The sequence below is a fragment of the Pseudomonas fluorescens genome, from assembly GCF_018614655.1.
Taxonomy (GTDB): Bacteria; Pseudomonadota; Gammaproteobacteria; order Pseudomonadales; family Pseudomonadaceae; genus Aquipseudomonas; species Aquipseudomonas fluorescens_BX.
Genome location: NZ_JAGGOG010000016.1, coordinates 363785 through 384569, shown reverse-complemented (window position 1 = coordinate 384569; position 20785 = coordinate 363785). Strand labels below are relative to the sequence as shown.

Annotated in this window: 24 protein-coding genes; 13 read left to right on the top strand and 11 right to left on the bottom strand. The window is 58.5% G+C overall.

From position 1 onward, the window contains the following. Positions 1-156: 156 nt before the first annotated feature. The 4 genes from J7E41_RS17745 to J7E41_RS17730 all read left to right on the top strand — a co-directional run bounded on the left by J7E41_RS17745 (position 157) and on the right by J7E41_RS17730 (position 1962). On the top strand, positions 157-654 hold the full coding sequence (locus tag J7E41_RS17745) for a DUF6231 family protein (protein WP_214994713.1): 498 nt from the start codon (positions 157-159) through the stop codon (positions 652-654). A gap of 4 nt (positions 655-658) precedes the next feature. Next, positions 659-1129 (top strand): YchJ family protein, encoded by a 471-nt coding sequence (locus tag J7E41_RS17740; RefSeq protein WP_214994712.1) that lies wholly within the window; start codon positions 659-661, stop codon positions 1127-1129. A gap of 129 nt (positions 1130-1258) precedes the next feature. Then, positions 1259-1759, top strand: coding sequence for an LEA type 2 family protein (locus tag J7E41_RS17735; RefSeq protein ID WP_214994710.1), 501 nt, complete (start codon positions 1259-1261; stop codon positions 1757-1759). Continuing rightward, a complete protein-coding gene (locus J7E41_RS17730) occupies positions 1756-1962 on the top strand; it encodes an SEC-C metal-binding domain-containing protein (RefSeq protein WP_214994708.1) in 207 nt (68 codons plus the stop codon). The genes J7E41_RS17735 and J7E41_RS17730 overlap by 4 nt, the downstream gene beginning before the upstream one ends. Positions 1963-2034: 72 nt before the next feature. On the opposite strand, the gene J7E41_RS17725 is transcribed toward J7E41_RS17730, so the two are convergent. Then, the gene (locus J7E41_RS17725) at positions 2035-2586 is read right to left on the bottom strand and encodes a cysteine hydrolase family protein (protein ID WP_214994706.1); all 552 of its coding nucleotides are present in this window, start codon (positions 2584-2586) and stop codon (positions 2035-2037) included. A gap of 135 nt (positions 2587-2721) precedes the next feature. Between J7E41_RS17725 and J7E41_RS17720 the strand changes: the two genes are divergently transcribed. The 7 genes from J7E41_RS17720 to J7E41_RS17690 all read left to right on the top strand — a co-directional run bounded on the left by J7E41_RS17720 (position 2722) and on the right by J7E41_RS17690 (position 10886). Further along, positions 2722-3366 carry a glutathione binding-like protein gene (locus tag J7E41_RS17720; protein WP_214994704.1) on the top strand — a complete coding sequence of 215 codons (645 nt, stop codon included), beginning with the start codon at positions 2722-2724 and terminating at the stop codon, positions 3364-3366. 207 nt (positions 3367-3573) lie between these two features. After that, positions 3574-6015, top strand: coding sequence for a penicillin acylase family protein (locus tag J7E41_RS17715; protein ID WP_214994702.1), 2442 nt, complete (start codon positions 3574-3576; stop codon positions 6013-6015). 693 nt (positions 6016-6708) lie between these two features. Further along, positions 6709-7488: a transporter substrate-binding domain-containing protein gene (locus J7E41_RS17710; RefSeq protein WP_214994700.1), complete on the top strand. Its 780-nt coding sequence runs from the start codon at positions 6709-6711 to the stop codon at positions 7486-7488. A 56-nt stretch (positions 7489-7544) separates the two neighbouring features. Further along, on the top strand, positions 7545-8273 hold the full coding sequence (locus J7E41_RS17705) for an ABC transporter permease (protein ID WP_214994698.1): 729 nt from the start codon (positions 7545-7547) through the stop codon (positions 8271-8273). Continuing rightward, a complete protein-coding gene (locus J7E41_RS17700; protein ID WP_155581592.1) occupies positions 8270-8980 on the top strand; it encodes an ABC transporter permease in 711 nt (236 codons plus the stop codon). Before J7E41_RS17705 ends, J7E41_RS17700 begins: the two co-directional genes overlap by 4 nt. A gap of 9 nt (positions 8981-8989) precedes the next feature. Beyond that, complete coding sequence (locus J7E41_RS17695; RefSeq protein WP_214994696.1) at positions 8990-10108, top strand: succinylglutamate desuccinylase/aspartoacylase family protein; 1119 nt, start codon at positions 8990-8992, stop codon at positions 10106-10108. Between the two features lie 13 nt (positions 10109-10121). Then, a complete protein-coding gene (locus tag J7E41_RS17690) occupies positions 10122-10886 on the top strand; it encodes an ABC transporter ATP-binding protein (RefSeq protein WP_214994694.1) in 765 nt (254 codons plus the stop codon). A gap of 56 nt (positions 10887-10942) precedes the next feature. On the opposite strand, the gene J7E41_RS17685 is transcribed toward J7E41_RS17690, so the two are convergent. Further along, complete coding sequence (locus J7E41_RS17685; protein ID WP_214994692.1) at positions 10943-11143, bottom strand: hypothetical protein; 201 nt, start codon at positions 11141-11143, stop codon at positions 10943-10945. Positions 11144-11251: 108 nt separating this feature from the next. Beyond that, positions 11252-11818, bottom strand: coding sequence for a dCTP deaminase (gene dcd, locus J7E41_RS17680; protein WP_093412595.1), 567 nt, complete (start codon positions 11816-11818; stop codon positions 11252-11254). A gap of 375 nt (positions 11819-12193) precedes the next feature. Between dcd and J7E41_RS17675 the strand changes: the two genes are divergently transcribed. Further along, positions 12194-12403, top strand: coding sequence for a cold-shock protein (locus J7E41_RS17675; protein ID WP_002554837.1), 210 nt, complete (start codon positions 12194-12196; stop codon positions 12401-12403). 227 nt (positions 12404-12630) lie between these two features. On the opposite strand, the gene rpoS is transcribed toward J7E41_RS17675, so the two are convergent. From rpoS to J7E41_RS17635, 8 genes are all read right to left on the bottom strand, one after another. Further along, entirely contained in the window at positions 12631-13638 is a 1008-nt protein-coding gene (rpoS, locus tag J7E41_RS17670; RefSeq protein ID WP_214994690.1) for an RNA polymerase sigma factor RpoS, read from the bottom strand. Between the two features lie 105 nt (positions 13639-13743). After that, positions 13744-14580 (bottom strand): peptidoglycan DD-metalloendopeptidase family protein, encoded by an 837-nt coding sequence (locus tag J7E41_RS17665; RefSeq protein ID WP_214994688.1) that lies wholly within the window; start codon positions 14578-14580, stop codon positions 13744-13746. A 211-nt stretch (positions 14581-14791) separates the two neighbouring features. Next, complete coding sequence (locus J7E41_RS17660) at positions 14792-15427, bottom strand: protein-L-isoaspartate(D-aspartate) O-methyltransferase (RefSeq protein WP_010176736.1); 636 nt, start codon at positions 15425-15427, stop codon at positions 14792-14794. Between the two features lie 41 nt (positions 15428-15468). After that, the gene (surE, locus tag J7E41_RS17655; RefSeq protein ID WP_214994687.1) at positions 15469-16218 is read right to left on the bottom strand and encodes a 5'/3'-nucleotidase SurE; all 750 of its coding nucleotides are present in this window, start codon (positions 16216-16218) and stop codon (positions 15469-15471) included. Beyond that, positions 16206-17264 (bottom strand): tRNA pseudouridine(13) synthase TruD, encoded by a 1059-nt coding sequence (gene truD / locus J7E41_RS17650; RefSeq protein ID WP_214994685.1) that lies wholly within the window; start codon positions 17262-17264, stop codon positions 16206-16208. The genes surE and truD overlap by 13 nt, the downstream gene beginning before the upstream one ends. After that, positions 17261-17734 (bottom strand): 2-C-methyl-D-erythritol 2,4-cyclodiphosphate synthase, encoded by a 474-nt coding sequence (gene ispF, locus J7E41_RS17645; protein ID WP_214994683.1) that lies wholly within the window; start codon positions 17732-17734, stop codon positions 17261-17263. The genes truD and ispF overlap by 4 nt, the downstream gene beginning before the upstream one ends. A gap of 54 nt (positions 17735-17788) precedes the next feature. Continuing rightward, a complete protein-coding gene (gene fghA / locus J7E41_RS17640) occupies positions 17789-18634 on the bottom strand; it encodes an S-formylglutathione hydrolase (RefSeq protein ID WP_214994681.1) in 846 nt (281 codons plus the stop codon). Positions 18635-18642: 8 nt separating this feature from the next. Continuing rightward, positions 18643-19755 carry an S-(hydroxymethyl)glutathione dehydrogenase/class III alcohol dehydrogenase gene (locus J7E41_RS17635; protein ID WP_214994680.1) on the bottom strand — a complete coding sequence of 371 codons (1113 nt, stop codon included), beginning with the start codon at positions 19753-19755 and terminating at the stop codon, positions 18643-18645. A gap of 108 nt (positions 19756-19863) precedes the next feature. Here J7E41_RS17635 and J7E41_RS17630 point away from each other — a divergent pair, with 108 nt between their 5' ends. Next, the gene (locus J7E41_RS17630; protein ID WP_214994678.1) at positions 19864-20760 is read left to right on the top strand and encodes a LysR substrate-binding domain-containing protein; all 897 of its coding nucleotides are present in this window, start codon (positions 19864-19866) and stop codon (positions 20758-20760) included. Positions 20761-20785: the final 25 nt, after the last annotated feature.

Genomic DNA, 20785 nt, shown 5'->3' with positions numbered 1-20785 from the left:
GGCTGGAGTAAAGACCGCTCTTTTCATCTGCGCCAGCGTGTCACACCCCAGTATTCATTGGCCGAGAACGCTGTTCGCAGACTTTATCCAGCGCCCCGCTCTAGGCCCGCACGCTCAGGCAGGCTAGTCTCTACGGTCCAGATGTGAGGATTTTCGATGACCGCCGGTATTTCTTCCCGTACACCTCAGCAAGCGCTCGCTGCCTTGCTCGATCTGCATGCCCCAAAACGCCTGCTGCTATTGGGTGCGAGTCAGTTCGGGGCCCTTGATGCGTTCAAAGAGGCACATCCCGATACCGTCGTGTCGTTCGCCAAGCCAGGACCTTTGCCTGAAACATTGGCCGCCCAGCGCTTTGATCTGGCGCTGGTGGTCGATTGCCTGGAACACCTGTCAAAACCTGCGGGTCTGACGCTGTTGGGTGGCATTCGTAACCTCAATGCCAGCCGCATCGCGGTACTGGTGGACCTCGGCGCGTGCGACTGGAAGGAAACCGACTTTTTCTCCCTGGCCCTGCAAGCCAGCGAGCGTTTTCAGCGTGATGATCAAGTATTGACGCTGTTTACCTACGATCTGCTTGACTATAAACAGGTGCCGGACTGGCTGAACGCCCGCTTCTGGGCCAACCCGGAAAACTTCGGAAAGTATTGGTGGTAACCCGATGAGTACATCCATTTGCCCATGCGGCAGTGGCAACCTGCTGGATGCCTGCTGCGGCCATTATCACGCCGGCCACCCCGCACCTTGCGCCAGCGCGCTGATGCGTTCGCGCTACAGCGCTTACGTGCTGGGCTTGGTGGACTATCTGGTGGCCACGACACTGCCGGCGCAACAGTCCGGCCTGGACCGCGAAGCCATCAGCGCCTGGAGCGCCCAAAGCACCTGGCTGGGTCTTGAGGTGGAAAGCTCGGAGGTGTTCGGTGGGCAACCCGAGCACGCCTTCGTCACCTTTACCGCCCGCTGGCATGACAGCACCGGCGAACACAGCCACAGGGAACAGTCATCCTTCGTACAGAATGATGGGCGTTGGTACTTCATCGATCCGACGGTAGAAGCAAAGGCTGGGCGTAACGATGCTTGCCTGTGCGGCAGTGGGCAAAAATTCAAGAAGTGCTGCTCAAGCTACCTGTAGAGCACTTGTTTCGGCGGGTGTTTCTATGAACCGCCTGAAAGCACCGATGTGTGTCAGTCTATCCATGTCACCGTTAACGACCATCGCGAGCAAGAATCAGGCACCCTCGCTCCCAGAAGGAGTAATGGCATGGTTTATCAGGCACCGATATTCAGGACGTTCAGCCTTCTGCTGGCGATCACCTTCGGGCTTGGCGGCTGCGCGTCCTGGTTCGCCGATGACGCGCCCGAGCCTCAGGTGCAGTTGGTCAAGGTCGAGTTGGTCCGGGCCAAATTACTCGAGCAGAAGTTCAAGCTGTACTTTCGCGTCGATAACCGCGATGACTCCGACCTGACGGTTCGCGGCCTGATCTACAAAATCACTCTGGACGACCTGTTGCTGACCGAAGGCGAGTCCAACGAATGGCTCACCGTACCGCCCCGCGGCCACAAGTTTTTCAAGGTATCGGTAAGGACCAACCTGTGGCCGCAAGTCCGCGAACTGGTTGTCATGCTGAAAAATCCGAGCCAGCCCATCCCCTATCGCCTTGAAGGCGAGTTGAAAACCGGATTATTCATCGGTAACGACGTGCACGTGCTGCGTAATGGCGAGATAATCCCCGGTGATTTTATTCCGGAGCGACATCGATGACTCAGCAACCCCATGTCCATGGTCCTGACTGCAACCACGATCACGATCACGATCACCATGATCACGACCACGGCCATGTCCACGGCCCAAACTGCGGCCACGCTCACCAGGAGCCGGTGCGCAACACATTGAAGGACGTGGGCCGCAACGATCCATGCCCGTGCGGCAGTGCGAAAAAATTCAAGAAGTGCCACGGGGCGTGATGCTTCGCCGGCGAGGGAATGTACTCCCTCGCCACCCCACTGCGGGGCTTGTGTTCAAAGCAAGAAATTGCACTAAGCCAATAGTTGCCCGGAAGAGATAACCGTCGCGTACTCGCCGTGCAGGTTCCCCAGGGACATGGCATGCACCGCTTCAGCGGAGCGCAGTTCGCCAAAGAAATCCGCCTTGTCAAAGGTGTAGCAAGCGTCCTCAATCACCCAGGCCTCAAATCCCAGGTTGCCGGCAGTTCGGGCAGTGGACTCCACCGAGTTGTTAGTCGCCACCCCCACCAACACCAGTTGCCCGATATTGGCATCGCGTAAACCCGTCTCCAGCGTCGTACCACAAAACGCATCCGGTACCCGCTTCTGAATCAACCACTCCCCCGCCTGTGGAAAAAACGCCTCCTGAAACTCCACACCTGACTGCTCAGGCCAGAACACCGACTCCGGTGAATGGGACAAATGCTGCACATGGATCACCGGCCAATCATTGCGTCGCCAATGGGCCAACAGCGCGAGCATCCGCTCCTCGGCGTGCGGGTTATTACGCCGCCCAAGCTTGGGATGATGAATACCTTTTTGCTGGTCAATCAGAATCAGCGCTGCACCGGGTCGGATTTCCATATCGATAGATCCAAATGTTTCATTGAATTTTCGATACTTGAACATCACCTATTCCTACAGGCAAGTCATCGGGAGTAAAACAGCCCACACCTCTGTTTGCTATCCGCTCAAGCGTTACCACTCTTGGAGAGCTTCATGATCGACCTGTACTACTGGACCACCCCCAACGGCCACAAGATTTCGTTGTTTCTGGAAGAAGCCGGTCTGCCTTACGAGGTGCATCCCATCAACATTGGCCAGGGCGATCAGTTCAAACCTGACTTCCTGAAAATCGCGCCTAACAATCGTATCCCGGCCATCGTCGATCAGAACCCGACCGACGGCGGCGCTCCGATTTCGCTCTTTGAATCCGGCGCGATCCTGCTGTACCTGGCGGAAAAAACCGGCCAGTTCCTGCCCAAAGACCTGCGTACTCGCCAGGAAGTCCTGCAATGGCTGTTCTGGCAAATGGGTGGACTGGGACCAATGGCAGGGCAGAATCACCACTTCAGCCAGTTCGCTCCGGAAAAAATCCCCTACGCGATCAAGCGGTACATCGATGAAACCGCCCGCTTATATGGCGTGCTGGATCGGCGCCTGGCAGACCGCACGTTTGTAGCAGGTGAGGACTACAGCATCGCTGACATGGCGATTTACCCGTGGATTGTTTCCCACAAGTGGCAGAGTCAAAAGCTGGAAGACTTCCCACATCTGCAGCGTTGGTTCAACCACATCAAAGAACGGCCGGCGACGGTACGGGCTTATGAACTGGTGGCAAAAGTGAATCCGCCGAAGTCCTGATGCTTTGTAGCCGCTGCCGAGGTACGAGGCTGCGATGCGTGTCCGCAGGACCGCCCTCGAGGGTCGCTTCGCTACCCATCGCAGCCTCGTACCTCGGCAGCGGCTACAAGATCAAACTACAAATAAGCACCGCCTCCCGCTTGCGTCGTTTCGCCGCGCTCACTAACGTAGCGCCTTTACTGACGCTACCCCCGCAGGAGCTTTGCCATGGCCTCGCCAGCCCTCTCACATTTTCTTCCCCGGTTCGGCGTTACCGCGGCAGTGGTCAGCGCCTTGGGCCTGGCCGGTTGTCAGTCACTGAACACCCAGGACACCCTGCCCCCGGTATCCGGCGTGCAGCCGCTCAAGGGTCTGGCACAAAACGTGTCCGTGCGTCGCAACAGCCAAGGCATGCCGCTGATCGAAAGCAGTACCTTCCATGACGCGCTGTTCACCCTCGGTTACGTGCACGCCAGCGACCGCATCAACCAGATGGTCACCCTGCGGCTACTGGCCCAGGGCCGCATGGCGGAGATGTCCGGACCGGAGGCGCTGGATGTCGACCGCTTCATGCGGGCGGTCAACCTGAAAAAAAGCGCCGGCGAGCTCTACAACGCCTCGTCGCCGCGCCTCAAGCGCTTCTTTGAAGTCTATGCACGTGGGGTCAACGCTTACCTGTTCCGCTACCGCGACAAGCTGCCGCCGGACCTGGCCCAGACGGGTTACAAACCGGAATACTGGAAGCCGGAAGATTCGGCGCTGTTGTTCTGCCTGCTGAGTTTCAGCGAGTCGACCAACCTGCAGGAAGAACTGTCATCGCTGGTACTGGCGCAAAAAGTCGGCGCCGACAAACTCGCCTGGCTGATCCCAAGCACCCCGGACGAGCCACTGCCCCAGGGCGAGACCGAGAAACTCAAGGGTGTAAACCTGAGCCAGATTGCCGGCATGGCCGCGCTGGACACGGTCGCCCAGCAAGTGAGTGCCCTCAACAGCCTGGGAGTGACTACGTCCAGTAACTGGGCCATCTCTCCACAACGCAGCCGCGTCGGCAAAAGCCTGCTGGCCAATGACCTGTCAGCCAAACCTCAAGCCCCATCGCCGTGGAACTACGTGCAGATTCGCGCCCCGAAATATCAGGCCGCGGGTGTCTCGATTGCCGGCCTGCCGATGTTGTTTTCCGGTTTCAACGGCAAAGTGGCCTGGAGCATGAGCGCCGTCAAAGGCGACACCCAGGACCTGTTCCTGGAAAAGGTCAAACGCCAGGGCAGCGCGCTGTACTACGAGAACAACGGAAAATGGCTGCCGGCGGTGGTACGTAACGAAACCTTTATCGCCAAAGGTCAGCGGCCAATTCGTGAGGTGGTGTACGAAACCCGCCATGGCGCCCTGCTCAACAGCAGCCAATCCCTGAACACTGGCTACGGGGTGGCCCTGCAAACGGCAGACTTCAAGGACGACAAGAGCCTGGATGCGTTCTTCGACCTGTCCCGAGCGCAAAACGCCGGCAAGGCCTCGGACGCGACCCGAGAGATCCGCGCCATTGCCCTGAACATGATCTTCGCCGACGCCAGCAATATTGGTTGGCAAGTCACCGGCCGCTTCCCTAACCGCCGCGAGGGTGAGGGCCTGCTGCCATCGCCAGGATGGGATGCGCGCTTTGATTGGGACGGTTATGCCGACGCGATGCTGCACCCTTATGATCAGGACCCGGCCCAGGGCTGGCTAGGCACCGCCAACCAACGCACCGCCCCACGTGGCTACGGCATGCAGTTGTCCAACTCCTGGGACGCCCCGGAGCGCAGCGAGCGCCTGGCGCAACTGGCCGGTGCCGGCAAGCACGACACCCGCAGCATGATCGCCATGCAGTACGACCAGACCACCACGTTTGCTGCCAAGCTTAAGGTGATGTTCAAGGCTCCAGGCATGGCCCAGCCGCTGAAACAGGCCATCGACGCCCTGCCCGCCGCCGAACGGGCCAAGGCTCAGGAAGCCTTCAATCGCCTGATGGCGTTCGATGGACGTCTGGTACCTACCTCCAGCGATGCGGCGATTTACGAACTGTTCCTGCAGGAAAGTACCAAGCAGATTTTCCTCGACGAGTTGGGCCCGGAAAACAGCGCCACCTGGAACGCCTTTGTCGCCAACGCCAGCCTGTCGTACGCGGCTCAGGCCGATCACTTGCTGGGGCGCGAAGACAGCCCGTTCTGGGATGACGCACGCACGCCGCAAAAAGAAGACAAACCGGCAATCCTCGCCCCCAGCCTCGCCGCCGCGATGACCGCAGGCGACAGTCAATTGGGCGCAGATCACAAGGCCTGGCAGTGGGGCAAGCTCCACAGCACCAACTGGAAAAACGCCAACGGCCAGACCGTGCGCGGACCACTGGCAGCGGGTGGCGATCACAACACGCTCAACAGCTCCCCGTACAACTGGGGCCAAAGTTTCGACACTGTCCAAGTGCCGGCCCTGCGGATGATTGTCGATTTCGGCCAGGTGGAACCGATGATGGGTCAAAACGGCATTGGCCAATCCGGCAACCCCGCCAGCCCGAACTATGCGAACGGCATCGACCCGTGGCTCAAGGCGCAATACCTGAGCTTCCCGATGCAGCCGCAGAACTTTGACAAGGTATATGGGAAGACACGGTTGACCCTGGTACCCGGAAAGTAGAACGGTTGTAGCCGCTGCCGAGGTACAAGGCTGCGATAAGGGCCGCAGGACCTTCGGCAGTTTCAAGAGACTGGCGACTGCTGCGCAGCCGATCGCAGGCTGCGCCAGCGGCTACAGAGGGCGGTGTTTATCTCGCGGTATTTATCTGTAGCCGCTGCCGAGGCACGAGGCTGCGATAAGGGCCGCAGGACCTTCGGCGGTTTCAAGAGGCTGACGACTGCTGCGCAGCCGATCGCAGGCTGCGCCAGCGGCTACAGAGGGCGGTGTTTATCTCGCGGTATTTATCTGTAGCCGCTGCCGAGGCACGAGGCTGCGATAAGGGCCGCAGGACCTTCGGCAGTTTCAAGAGGCTGACGACTGCTGCGCAGCCGATCGCAGGCTGCGCCAGCGGCTACAGAGGGCGGTGTTTATCTGAGCCGCCGAGGCAGAAAGCCAAGTCTTCGACGTTGTGTAGGCGCATCGCGGGCAAGCCCGCTTCCCACATTTTTATCTCCACTCGCCCCAAGAGGGCGCAATCAACAATCGATGCCCGATTCCGGGCATTTCTTACGCACTTCCCTCCCAGATCCCACCTTTTAAAACGACCATTCGGAACTATGGTGCAGAAATTGCTACTTGGGTTACATCTGACACCGTTCAGTAACAGTCCTAAACGCGCCACAAGCGCTTATCTTGGTTTCCAGGGAATACATAATGAAAAAAGCATTGCTGACCCTTTCTGCACTGGCTCTGTGCATGGCCGCAGGTTCTGCGTTGGCCAAGGAATACAAGGAATTGCGTTTTGGTGTCGATCCGTCCTACGCGCCGTTTGAATCCAAAGCCGCTGACGGCAGCCTGGTGGGCTTCGATATTGACCTGGGCAATGCCATCTGCGCCGAGCTGAAAGTCAAATGCAAATGGGTCGAAAGTGACTTCGACGGCATGATTCCAGGCCTCAACGCCAACAAGTTCGATGGCGTGATTTCCTCCATGACCGTCACCGCAGCCCGTGAAAAGGCGATCGATTTCTCCAACGAGCTGTTCTCCGGTCCGACCTCCCTAGTGTTCAAGAAAGGTGCTGGCTACTCGACACCTGAATCCCTCAAGGGCAAATCCGTCGGCTACGAACAAGGCACCATCCAGGAAGCCTACGCCAAGGCCGTATTGGACAAAGCCGGTGTAACCACCAAAGCCTACGCCAACCAGGACCAGGTTTATGCCGACCTGACGTCGGGTCGTCTGGACGCTTCGGTGCAGGACATGCTGCAAGCCGAACTGGGTTTTTTGAAGTCGCCAGCGGGTGTTGGCTATGAAGTCAGCGCGGCCATCGACGATCCTCTGCTGCCGTCGAAAACTGCGGTCGGTATCAAAAAAGGTAACAAAGACCTGAAGGCTTTGTTAGATAAAGGTATCAAAGCGTTACACGATGATGGCACCTACGCCACCATTCAGAAGAAACACTTCGGTGACCTGAACCTGTACAGCGGTAAATAACACCCTGGCGCCCATCTTCCGGATGGGCGCTTTTTTATCGCCATAGGTCCTGATTTATGTTCGAAGATCTTTTGCAAACCCTGGGACTGAGCGCCTTCAGTCTGAAGGGATTCGGCCCTCTGTTGCTGCAAGGCACCTGGATGACCGTCAAGCTGTCAGTCGCTTCCCTGGCCGTCAGCGTGTTACTGGGCCTGCTCGGCGCCACCGCCAAATTGTCGCCCCTGCCATTCCTGCGCATTCCCGCCCAGCTCTACACCACGCTGATCCGTGGCGTACCGGACCTGGTGCTGATGCTGCTGATTTTCTACAGCCTGCAAATCTGGCTGACCGGCTTTACCGACTTCATGGAATGGGACTACATCGAGATCGACCCATTCAGCGCCGGAGTCATCACCTTGGGTTTTATCTACGGCGCCTACTTCACCGAAACCTTTCGTGGCGCAATCCTCGCCGTGCCCCGTGGCCAACTGGAGGCCGCTACCGCCTATGGCCTTAAGCGCGGGCAGCGTTTTCGCTACGTGACCTTTCCGCAAATGATGCGCTTCGCCCTGCCGGGCATCGGCAATAACTGGATGGTGATGCTCAAGGCCACTGCGCTGGTGTCAATCATCGGCCTGGCGGACTTGGTGAAGGCTGCCCAGGACGCCGGCAAGAGCACCTATCAACTGTTCTATTTCCTGGTGCTAGCCGCCTTGATCTACCTGCTGATCACCAGTGCTTCCAACTTCGTTTTACGCAGGCTTGAACGCCGCTACTCCACGGGCGTACGGGAGGCCGTACGATGATCGAACTTCTCCAGCAATACTGGCGCCCCTTCCTCTATAGCGACGGCCAGCACATCACCGGCCTGGCCATGACCATGTGGTTGCTCAGCGCCTCGATCTTCATCGGGTTTCTGGTGTCGATTCCCTTGTCTATCGCCAGGGTTTCGCGCAATCGCTGGGTGCGCTGGCCAGTACAGTTCTATACCTACCTGTTTCGCGGCACGCCGCTGTATATCCAACTGCTGATTTGTTACACCGGGATCTACAGCATTGCGGCGGTTCGGGCACAACCGGTGCTGGATGCGTTTTTTCGCGATGCGATGAACTGCACCATCCTGGCCTTCGCCCTCAACACGTGCGCCTACACGACCGAGATATTTGCCGGGGCGATCCGCAGCATGGCCCACGGTGAAGTCGAAGCGGCCAAGGCCTACGGCCTGAGCGGCTGGAAGTTGTATGCCTATGTGATCATGCCGTCGGCGCTGCGTCGTTCATTGCCGTACTACAGTAATGAAGTGATCCTGATGCTGCACTCGACCACGGTGGCCTTTACCGCAACGATCCCGGATATTCTGAAAGTCGCCCGGGACGCCAACTCGGCCACCTATATGACCTTTCAATCATTCGGTATCGCTGCGCTGATCTACTTGACCGTGACCTTTGCCCTGGTCGGTCTGTTTCGTCTGGCGGAGCGCCGCTGGCTGGCCTTTCTCGGGCCCAGCCACTAAGGAGCTTCCATGCGTCATCAGCTTCATCCATTACTGGCACCGGTGCCAGGCACCGAGCGGCAGATTCACAGTTTTCACTTTGGTCCCGAGCAGGCCGAAGGCAAGGTCTACATCCAGTCCTCGCTGCACGCCGACGAACTGCCCGGCATGCTGGTGGCCTGGCACCTGAAAGCTCGCCTGGCCGAACTGGCCACCGCCGGACGCCTGCGCAGTGAGATCGTGCTGGTGCCGATCGCCAACCCGGCGGGCCTGGAACAGGTATTGATGGATATCCCGCTGGGCCGCTACGAACTGGAAAGCGGGCAGAACTTCAATCGGCTGTTTATCGACCTCAGTGAAGAGGTCGGCAATCAGGTCGAAGACTTGCTGGGGGACGATCCGCAGCACAACGTTGAGCTGATCCGCGACGCGCTGGCCCTGGCGCTGGCTGCGCAAACACCCGCCACCCAGCTGCAATCCCAGCGCCTGGTCCTACAACGCCTGGCGTGTGATGCCGACATGGTGCTGGACCTGCATTGCGACTTCGAAGCCGTGGCCCACTTGTACACCACACCTGAAGCGTGGCCGCAGGTCGAGCCATTGGCCCGCTATATCGGCGCCGAAGCCAGTCTGCTGGCCACCGATTCCGGTGGCCAGTCCTTCGATGAGTGTTTCACGCTGGTGTGGTGGCAATTGCAGCAGCGTTTCGGCGATCGTTTCGCCATTCCCATGGGCAGCTTTTCCGTGACCGTCGAGCTGCGTGGCCAGGGCGACGTCAACCATGGCCTGGCGAGCCTCGATTGCCAGGCGATCATCGATTACCTGATGCTCTTCGGGGCGATTACCGGTGAGCCTGCGCCTCTGCCGGAATTGTCCTACCCCGCCACACCGCTGGCGGGCGTCGAACCGGTCGCCACGCCCGTAGGCGGCTTGCTGGTGTTCAGCGCGCTGCCGGGGGAGTACGTGGAAGCCGGACAGTTGATCGCCGAAATCATTGACCCCATTCATGACCGCGTAACGCCGGTGCATTGCCGCAATGCCGGCCTGCTTTACGCCCGCTCACTGCGTCGCATGGCTACTGCGGGGATGGTCATCGCCCATGTCGCAGGCCCTGAGGCCTATCGCAGCGGTTATCTACTTTCGCCTTGAGGATGCACGCCCCATGTACAAATTGACCGTTGAAGGCCTGCATAAATGCTATGGCGACAATGAAGTGCTCAAAGGTGTTTCGCTCAAGGCCAAGACGGGGGACGTGATCAGTCTGATCGGCGCCAGCGGCTCAGGCAAAAGCACCTTTTTGCGCTGCATCAACTTTCTCGAACAACCCGATGACGGCGCCATGACCCTGGACGGTCAGCAAATCCGCATGGTCAGCGACCGCCACGGCATGCGTGTGGCTGATGAGGCTGAGCTACAGCGCATCCGCACACGGTTGGCGATGGTGTTCCAGCACTTCAACCTGTGGAGCCACATGAGCGTGCTGGAAAACATCACCATGGCGCCACGCCGGGTGCTGGGCTGCAGCAAGAAAGACGCCGAGGACCGCGCCCGTCGCTATCTGGACAAGGTGGGGTTACCAGCAAGGGTGGCGGATCAGTACCCGGCATTCCTTTCGGGCGGCCAGCAACAGCGGGTGGCGATTGCCCGGGCGCTGGCGATGGAGCCGGAGGTGATGCTGTTCGATGAGCCCACCTCGGCCCTTGACCCGGAATTGGTAGGCGAAGTGCTGAAAGTGATTCAGGGCCTGGCGGAGGAAGGCCGGACCATGATCATGGTCACCCACGAAATGAGCTTCGCCCGCAAAGTGTCGAGCCAGGTGCTGTTCTTGCACAAGGGGCTGGTGGAAGAGCAAGGCACGCCGGAGGACGTACTGGGAAATCCCAGGAGCGAGCGCCTCCAGCAGTTCCTCAGCGGCAATTTGAAGTAATGCTCACTTCCTGACGTCCCACCGCTCATCAGGCTCCCAGAAGCGTTCTGAGTGACTCAGGCGACAGGGGCCGGTGGCGGCTCGTCTGGCAGGGTTGGCTCGCCGGGTTCGTTGGGCTGGGGATAATCTTCGTCAGGCTGGCCGGGAATGCCGCCGTCGCTGACGGACGGGTGCGCCATTAAGGACCACGCCATGACGCCAATCTGGTTGGGTTCAAGGCGGGCGAGTTCGGCGCTGATTCGCGGATCGAGCTTCATAGGGGGACTCCTCAAGCGTGGTCCGGAGCGTTTTGCACGATCCGGAGCAGTACACTCAATAGAGTGCCTGCCCGCTGACAAATTCCCTTAGCGTGTAAGACGTTTCGATCAGGTGCGTGGCAGGGTGACGCCGCGCTGCCCCTGATACTTGCCGCCGCGGTCCTTATAGGACACTTCACACTCTTCGTCGGATTCGAAGAACAACATCTGTGCCACGCCTTCGTTGGCGTAGATCTTCGCCGGCAAGGTGGTGGTGTTGGAGAATTCCAGGGTCACGTGGCCTTCCCACTCGGGTTCCAGAGGCGTCACGTTGACGATAATACCGCAGCGCGCGTAGGTACTTTTACCCAGGCAGATGGTCAGGACATTACGCGGAATACGGAAGAACTCGACGGTACGTGCCAGCGCGAAGGAGTTCGGCGGAATGATGCACACGTCACTCTTGACGTCGACGAAGCTTTTTTCGTCGAAGTTTTTCGGATCAACAGTGGCCGAGTTGATGTTGGTGAAAACCTTGAATTCATCGGCGCAACGTACGTCGTAACCGTAGCTGGAAACCCCGAACGAAATCAGCCGCTCGGTGCCTTCGCCGCGCATCTGGCGCTCTACGAAGGGCTCGATCATGCCGTGCTCTTGCGCCATGCGGCGAATCCACTTGTCCGATTTGATGCTCATGGCGGGTGTCCTGAATAGCGAGGTGGAAAAATTCTGTTGGCCATCTTACCGGGGCCGGCCCTGCGGTTCAAAGGGCCGCCGGTTTTTCTTGCCGGCTGTCAGGCCACAGCCCGCGGGCCGAGGCTTGAATTGAAGCGGCCAAAACCCTCACAGACCACCGCCAGTCACGAAAATAGAGAAACCTTCGGAAATATCATTGGCACGTCCCTGAAAAAGGGTTAAGGTGGCGCCACTGTGCTGCTTGTGTCACTGAGAATCTCTACACGATGTTGAATTTCGATCCAACCATCTCCAAGAATTTTTCCTGCTCTTTGCACTCAGTCTCGGCCAGGGCTTTTCCTGAGTCGCAGTTAACTTTGTCCAAGGAGATACACCATGTCTAATCGCCAAACTGGTACCGTTAAGTGGTTCAACGATGAAAAAGGCTTCGGCTTCATCACTCCACAATCCGGTGACGACCTGTTCGTTCACTTCAAAGCTATCCAATCCGACGGCTTCAAAAGCCTGAAAGAAGGCCAACAGGTTTCTTTCATCGCTACCCGCGGTCAGAAAGGCATGCAAGCTGAAGAAGTTCAAGTTATCTAACTTGTACTGATCCAGTCAAAAAGCCCCGCCCTTAAAAGCGGGGCTTTTTTACGCCTGGCGTTTGGGGACATCCAAATCCCAGGCATAAAAAATGTGGGACTTGCTTATGTGGGAGCCGGACTTGCCCGCGATACTGGCACCTCGGTCTGTCAGTTACACCGAGGTGATGCTATCGCGGGCAAGCCCGGCTCCCACACAAGCCCGCTCCCACATTTTGTCTTGCGTCTTTATTGAAACAACGACTCACTCGACAAGCCATTCTTCTCCAGGATCTCCCGCAAGCGCTTGAGACCCTCCACCTGGATCTGCCGCACCCGCTCACGGGTCAGGCCAATCTCCAGGCCTACATCCTCCAGAGTGCTGCTTTCATGGCCACGCAGCCCGAAGCGGCGTATCACCACCTCACGTTGCTTGTCTGTCAGCTCTGACAACCACTGGTCGATACTTTGTGACAGGTCATCGTCCTGCAACAGCTCACAAGGGTCTGTAGGACGATCATCGGTCAGGGTGTCCAGCAGGGTTTTATCCGAATCCGGGCCCAGCGAGACGTCGACCGAAGAGACCCGCTCATTCAGGCCGAGCATGCGCTTGACCTCCCCTACCGGTTTTTCCAGCAGGTTGGCGATTTCTTCAGGCGAAGGTTCATGATCGAGTTTTTGTGTCAGCTCACGCGCCGCCCGCAGGTAGACGTTGAGCTCCTTGACCACATGGATTGGCAACCGGATGGTGCGGGTCTGATTCATGATCGCCCGCTCGATGGTCTGACGAATCCACCAGGTGGCGTAGGTCGAAAAGCGGAACCCCCGCTCCGGGTCGAACTTCTCCACAGCTCGGATCAAGCCGAGGTTACCCTCCTCGATCAAGTCGAGCAGGGACAGCCCACGATTGACATAGCGTCGGGCAATTTTCACCACCAATCGCAGGTTGCTTTCAATCATGCGCTTACGCCCAGCCGGATCGCCCTTTTGCGACAAGCGTGCAAAATGGACTTCTTCTTCGGGGGTAAGTAACGGGGAAAAGCCGATTTCATTGAGATACAACTGAGTCGCATCAAGCGCCCGCGTGTAATCAATGTATTTGTGCTGTTTTAACGCGGTGGAGTTCTTGGATTTGGTGCGAACTGAAGGTGTAGCAGATCCCTCATCATTCGACATCGAATCCGTAGCGATACCGGTCTCCATAAGGAGAACCTCATCGTCGATGTCAAACTCCGGCGCTTCTTTACTGAGAGCCATTGTTATAGTCCTTTGGTGAGTTCGACCTCAAGCTCAAGCGGCGCCTTTATCCTTGGCAACGCTGGAGCCTGTTCCTTCTACGTGAGGGAACAGGCTGGCAACACATCAACGCCGGGGAAGGAATTGCAGTGGATCAACAGGTTTACCTTGGCGGCGAATCTCAAAGTGAAGTTTCACCCGGTCTGTACCAGTTGACCCCATTTCGGCAATTGTCTGTCCGACTTTGACCTGCTGCCCCTCCCGAACCAACAGCCTACGGTTATGACCGTAAGCACTGACGTAGGTATCGCTGTGTTTGATGATGACCAGTTCACCGTAGCCCCGTAAACCACTCCCGGCGTATACCACTGTCCCATCAGACGCAGCTAAAACAGGCTGTCCCAAATCCCCGGCGATATCAATGCCTTTATTCAAACTACCGTTTGAAGAGAATTTTCCAATAAGAATGCCATTTGAAGGCCATCCCCAACCGGTTGGTGCAGGCCCGGCAGGAGGCAGTGGTGCAGGTGCCGGTTTACTCGCAACCGTAGGCGCAGCGCTGCCTGCAGGCCGAGTGATGATGGTGGTTCTGCTCGAAGATGACGCTGAAGAACCGGAATATTTGACGACGGCCGTCGGTGTTGAGCCGGTGCGCCCATCAAAACGAATAGTCTGACCCGGATGTATCGTATAGGGCACAGGAATGTTGTTACGCGCGGCCAATGCCTTGTAATCCCAACCATAACGGAAGGCAATCGAGAACATCGTATCGCCCTTGCGCACTACATATTGCCCGGTGGTGACCGTCGGCTTTTGTGGCACCGCATTATTGCGATCAACAACCCGCGCACCGCCACTTGGGGTGCTGGAACAAGCCGTCAACAAGGAACCCAAGACAAGGCCAATCACCAGTCGCTGAATGCTTGTTTTACTCATACGCTGCGCAATGACCGTGAGACTCACCCGCCGCTCCCTTTTTGGTGGCTGAAACTGAATGCCTGTATCAGGCTTGAAATATGTCGCAAGTATAACGGGCAGTAGAGCTTTTACCGAAAACACAGCCTTAAAGAAAAATTCATCATGTTTAACACCCGCTACCCATCATGTTTACTTAATAGACTTCGCTGTAAGACACATACCCAGCAATAGAATTCAGTGCCCTACACACAAATCATCAGGCCAGTGGGCCATTAAGTAGTGGGACAAAGCGTACGGCACCCAATACATGCCGAGAAAAACCTTCTTCCTCGCGAATGATCAACATCAATTGTTGCACTTCGCCTGACCCGACAGGAATCACCAGACGCCCACCTGGTGCCAGTTGATCCAGCAGTGCCTGGGGGACATCCGTGGCAACGGCCGTCACGATGATGCCGTTGTATGGCGCCAATGCCGGCCAACCCTCCCAGCCATCGCCCCAGCGGAACACCACGTTACGCAGGTTCAACTCCACCAGACGCTCCTTGGCCCGGTCCTGCAATACCTTGATTCGCTCGACGGAAAACACCCGCTCCACCAACTGCGAGAGCACGGCAGTCTGGTAGCCGGAACCCGTGCCGATCTCCAGCACCTTGTCCAGAGGCCCCGCCGCCAGCAGTAACTCGCTCATCCGCGCCACCATGTAAGGCTGGGAGATGGTCTGGTTGTGGCCAATCGGCAATGCCGTGTCTTCATAGGCGCGATGCGCCAGGGCTTCATCGACAAACAGGTGCCGTGGAGTACGCCGAATGACTTCCAGCACCTGGGCGTTGGACAAGCCTTCTTCGTAAAGCCGCTGAATCAAACGCTCGCGGGTACGTTGGGAGGTCATCCCGATGCCCCGGCGCAGCAGGTCGTCTTGTTCACGAGCCATCAGCGCAGCCCCTCCAGCCAGCCATCGAGACTACTGAAGGCATCACTGAAGGTGCGATCAAGTTGCAACGGAGTAATCGAAACATAACCTTGCATCACCGCATGAAAGTCAGTGCCCGGCCCGCCGTCTTCGGCATCGCCTGCTGCAGCAATCCAATACCCTTCCTTGCCACGGGGATCGACCACCTTCAGCGGCGCTGCCGCACGGGCACGGTGGCCCAGGCGCGTCAGCTGAATCCCACGAATGTGATCCAGGGGCAAGTTGGGAATATTGACGTTGAGCACCGTACGCGGTGGCAAGTCCAGGGATTCATGGGCCTCCACCAGCTTGCGGGCGAAATAGGCCGCCGTCGGCAGGTTGTCCAACTGACGGGAGGCAAACGAAAAGGCAAACGAAGTTCGGCCCAGGAATCGCCCCTCAAGGGCTGCTGCGACCGTACCGGAGTACAACACGTCATCCCCCAGGTTGGCGCCCAGGTTGATACCGGACACCACGAGATCCGGCTCCTGGTCCAGCAGGCTGTTAATGGCCAGGTGCACGCAGTCGGTGGGGGTGCCGTTCAGGCTGATAAAGCCGTTGGCCAAAGTCTGCGGGTGCAACGGACGGTCGAGCGTCAGCGAACTGCTGGCGCCACTTTTGTCCTGGTCAGGGGCAACCACCACGCACTCGGCGTAATCCGCCAGCGCAGCATGAAGCGCGGCGAGGCCGGGGGCGGTGACCCCGTCGTCGTTAGATATCAGAATACGCATGGGCTGTCCGTCTGCCCCACCGGCACCAGATCTACAAGCTCGCGCACCAATACAGTGGCGAAGCATCCGGCCGGCAGGACGAATTCCAATTGCAGAGTGTCCAGCGAGGGATAATGCCACGTCAGCCCGCCGATGGGCAGTCGCAGAATGCGACGTTCCTGGCTCATGCCGGCATTGACCAGCCAATCCCGCAGATCCGCCTCGCTGGCCGCGACCGCCTGTTCCAGAGCCTGGGTGGCGCCTGAGGCAGGAGAATCGCCCTCGCCCCACTGCGGGCCTGTAGGGTGTAAATCCAGAATAGCCAGGCGTGGGTCGCTGCATTCAGCCTCCCCCGCCGGGAAAAAACTGCGGCTGTCGGTGAATGCCAGCAAATCGCCGACCTGGGCGCGTTGCCATGAACCGTCAGCGACTCGCGCCGCCAGCACTTTGTTGAACAGGAAACTACGGGCGGTGGACAGCAGGCGCGAACGCACATTGCGCTGCTCCGGCAAGGCCTTGCGGGCCGCCCACTCCCGAGCATCGACGACGTTGCCGCCGTTATGGCCGAAACGCTGGGCGCCAAAATAATTGGGAATGCCCTGCTTGGCGATCAGTTGCAGGCGGGCATCGATGGCCGCGCTGTCGCCCGCAAACTGAGTCAGTCGCAGGGTGAAACCGTTGGCCGAATGCGCACCGCGCTGCAGCTTGCGCTTGTGGCGGGCGATCTTGAGGATCTTCAAAGTGTCGTTTTCTGCGGCGCTCAGGTCAGGATCGGCCTTGCCCGGTAGCTGCACGCTGAACCACTGGCGGGTCAGCGCTTGACGATCCTTGAGCCCGGCATAGCTGACCGTGCGTAACGGTACGCCGGCGGCCTTGGCGATACGCCGCGCCGCTTCTTCAGTGTTCAGGCCACGCTTTTCCACCCACAGCCACAGGTGTTCACCCTCGCCGGTCAGCGGGATATCCAGCACTTCATCCACCTGGAAATCTTCGGCAGTGGCTTTCAGTACTGCGCTGCCCAAGGCATCACCATAGGCACGCGGGCCCAGCAGTTGCAGATCATTCATGCGCGCAGCAACAAGGCAACGGAGTGCACGGCAATGCCCTCTTCGCGACCGGTAAACCCGAGCTTTTCGGTGGTGGTAGCTTTTACGTTCACTTGATCCAACTCAACTTGAAGATCCGCGGCAATCAGCGTGCGCATCGATTCGATATGCGGGGCCATTTTCGGCGCCTGGGCCACGATGGTGCTGTCAACATTACCGACCTTCCAGCCCTTGGCATGGATCAGCCCGACCACGTGGCGCAGCAGGACACGACTGTCCACCCCCTTGAAGGTCGGGTCGGTGTCCGGAAAGTGCTTGCCGATATCCCCCAACGCCGCTGCGCCGAGCAAGGCATCGCTCAAGGCATGCAAGACAACGTCGCCGTCGGAATGAGCCAGCAACCCGTGGTGGTGGGCGATTTGCACGCCGCCCAAGGTAATGAAGTCGCCTTCGGCGAAACGGTGAACATCATAGCCGTGGCCAATACGCATAAAAAAACGCCCCGATTTAATTCAGGGCGTGATTCTACCTACTTTTGCCGGACATTAACCGAGCAAAGCGCGTCCATGATGTCGCAAATGGTCTTCGATGAAGCTGGCGATAAAGAAGTAGCTATGGTCATAGCCCGGTTGCAGCCGCAGCTCCAGCGGATGATTGGCCGCCTTCGCCGCCTGCATCAGGGCCTCAGGCTTAAGCTGTACGGCGAGAAAATCGTCACGATCGCCCTGGTCCACCAACAACGGCAGCTTTTGCGTCGCTTCGCTGATCAACACGCACGCGTCCCACTCGCGCCATTTCGAGCGCTCATCGCCCAGGTAACGGGAAAACGCTTTCTGCCCCCACGGGCAATCCATCGGGTTGTTGATCGGCGAGAACGCCGACACCGACAAATAACGCCCGGGGTTGCGCAAGGCGCAGACCAATGCGCCGTGCCCACCCATGGAGTGGCCGCTGATACCGCGCTTGTCTGACGCGGGGAAATGCGCTTCGACCAATGCCGGCAATTCCTGCACAACGTAGTCATGCATCCGATAATGCTTGGCCCAGGGTTCCTGGGTGGCATTCAGATAAAACCCGGCGCCAAGACCGAAATCCCACGCACCGTCAGGGTCACCCGGCACACCCGGCCCGCGCGGGCTGGTGTCCGGCGCAACAATAATCAACCCCAGCTCGGCCGCCATACGCTGGGCACCGGCCTTTTGCATGAAGTTCTCATCGGTGCAGGTCAGCCCCGACAGCCAGTACAACACCGGCAGCTTGCCGCCCTGCTCCGCTTGCGGTGGCAGGTACACGGCGAACGTCATGTCGCAGCCCAGCACATCGGAATGGTGCTTGTAGCGTTTGTGCCAGCCGCCGAAGCTTTTCTGGCAGGACAGGTTTTCCAGACTCATGGCCGACCTCAGAAGTGAATGACCGTACGAATGCTCTTCCCTTCATGCATCAGGTCAAACGCCTTGTTGATATCTTCCAGGCCCATGGTGTGGGTGATGAAGGTATCCAACGGGATTTCGCCGGTCTGGGCCATTTCGACATAGCTTGGCAGTTCGCTGCGACCGCGCACGCCACCGAAGGCCGAACCGCGCCAGACGCGACCGGTCACCAACTGGAACGGACGGGTGGCAATTTCCTGGCCCGCACCGGCAACACCAATGATCACCGACTCACCCCAGCCCTTGTGGCAGCACTCGAGCGCTGCACGCATCAGTTGGACATTGCCGATGCACTCGAAGGAAAAGTCCACGCCACCGTCGGTCAGATCAACAATCACGTCCTGGATCGGGCGGTCGTAGTCTTTCGGGTTGATGCAATCCGTGGCACCCAGTTGCTTGGCTATTTCGAACTTGGCCGGGTTGATGTCGATGGCAATGATGCGGCCAGCCTTGGCCTTCACCGCTCCGATTACCGCTGACAAGCCGATACCGCCCAGGCCGAAGATGGCCACGGTGTCTCCTGGCTTGACCTTGGCGGTATTGATCACCGCACCGATCCCGGTGGTAACGCCACAGCCCAGCAGGCAGACTTTTTCCAGCGGCGCATCTTTAGGAATCTTGGCCACGGAGATTTCCGGCAGTACGGTGTACTCGGAAAAGGTCGAGGTACCCATGTAGTGGAAAATCGGCTGGCCTTTGTAGGAGAGACGCGTAGTGCCGTCCGGCATCAGGCCCTTACCCTGTGTGGCGCGAATGGCCTGGCACAGGTTGGTCTTGCCCGACAGGCAGAATTTGCACTTGCCGCATTCCGGGGTGTACAGCGGGATCACATGGTCGCCAACGGCTACCGAGGTCACGCCTTCACCAATGGCCTCAACAACCGCACCGCCTTCATGGCCGAGGATCGACGGGAAGATGCCTTCCGGATCCGCGCCCGACAGGGTGTAGGCATCGGTATGACACACGCCGGAGGCAACGACCCGCAACAGCACTTCGCCGGCCTTCGGCATAGCGACATCCACTTCAACGATCTCAAGGGGTTTCTTGGCTTCGAAGGCTACGGCAGCGCGGGACTTGATCATCCGGTTTCTCCATGGAGTAAAAAACTGAGGACGGCAGTGTAAAACATGCCTGATTGATTAATAATCCAGCCAAAAGCAAAACTTTATTGCTGTATAGGGATAATCACCATGCAGGAGAACCGCTGGGAAGGCATCGACGAGTTCGTCGCCGTGGCCGAATGCAGTCAATTTACGGCCGCCGCCGAGCGCCTCGGCGTTTCCTCATCCCATATCAGCCGCCAAGTGGCGCGACTGGAAGACCGCCTGCAAACCCGCCTGCTCTATCGCAGCACCCGCCGTGTGACCCTGACCGAGGCAGGCCAGACCTTCCTTCAGCACTGCCAGCGCTTGCAGGATGGTCGTGAGGAGGCCTTGCGAGCAGTGGGCGATCTCACCAGCGAACCCAAAGGGATGCTGCGCATGACGTGTGCGGTGGCCTACGGCGAACGCTTTATCGTACCGCTGGTGACGCGGTTCATGGGGCTGTATCCGCAACTGCGGGTAGACATCGAACTGACCAATCGCCAACTGGATCTGGTCCACGAAGGCCTGGACCTGGCGATTCGCCTGGGACGCCTGCAAGACTCACGGATGGTTGCCAGCCGTCTGGCCCCACGACGCATGTACCTGTGTGCGTCGCCTTCCTACCTTGAGCGTTATGGTCGGCCACATAGCTTGTCGGAATTGAGTCGGCATAACTGCCTGATTGGCAGCTCTGACATTTGGCAACTGGCCCAGGACGGGCGAGAGTTTTCCCAGCGAGTGCAGGGAAATTGGCGCTGCAACAGTGGGCAAGCCGTGCTGGATGCGGCGCTGCAAGGAGTGGGCCTGTGTCAGTTACCGGATTATTACGTGTTGGAACATTTTCACAGTGGGGCGCTGGTGTCGCTGCTGGAAGCGCATCAACCGCCGAATACTGCGGTGTGGGCGCTTTATCCGCAGCAGCGGCATTTGTCGCCCAAGGTTCGCAAGCTGGTGGAGTTTTTGAAGGAAGGTCTGGCCGAACGGCCGGAGTACAGCAGGTGATTGAATCTTTTGTAGCCGCTGCCGA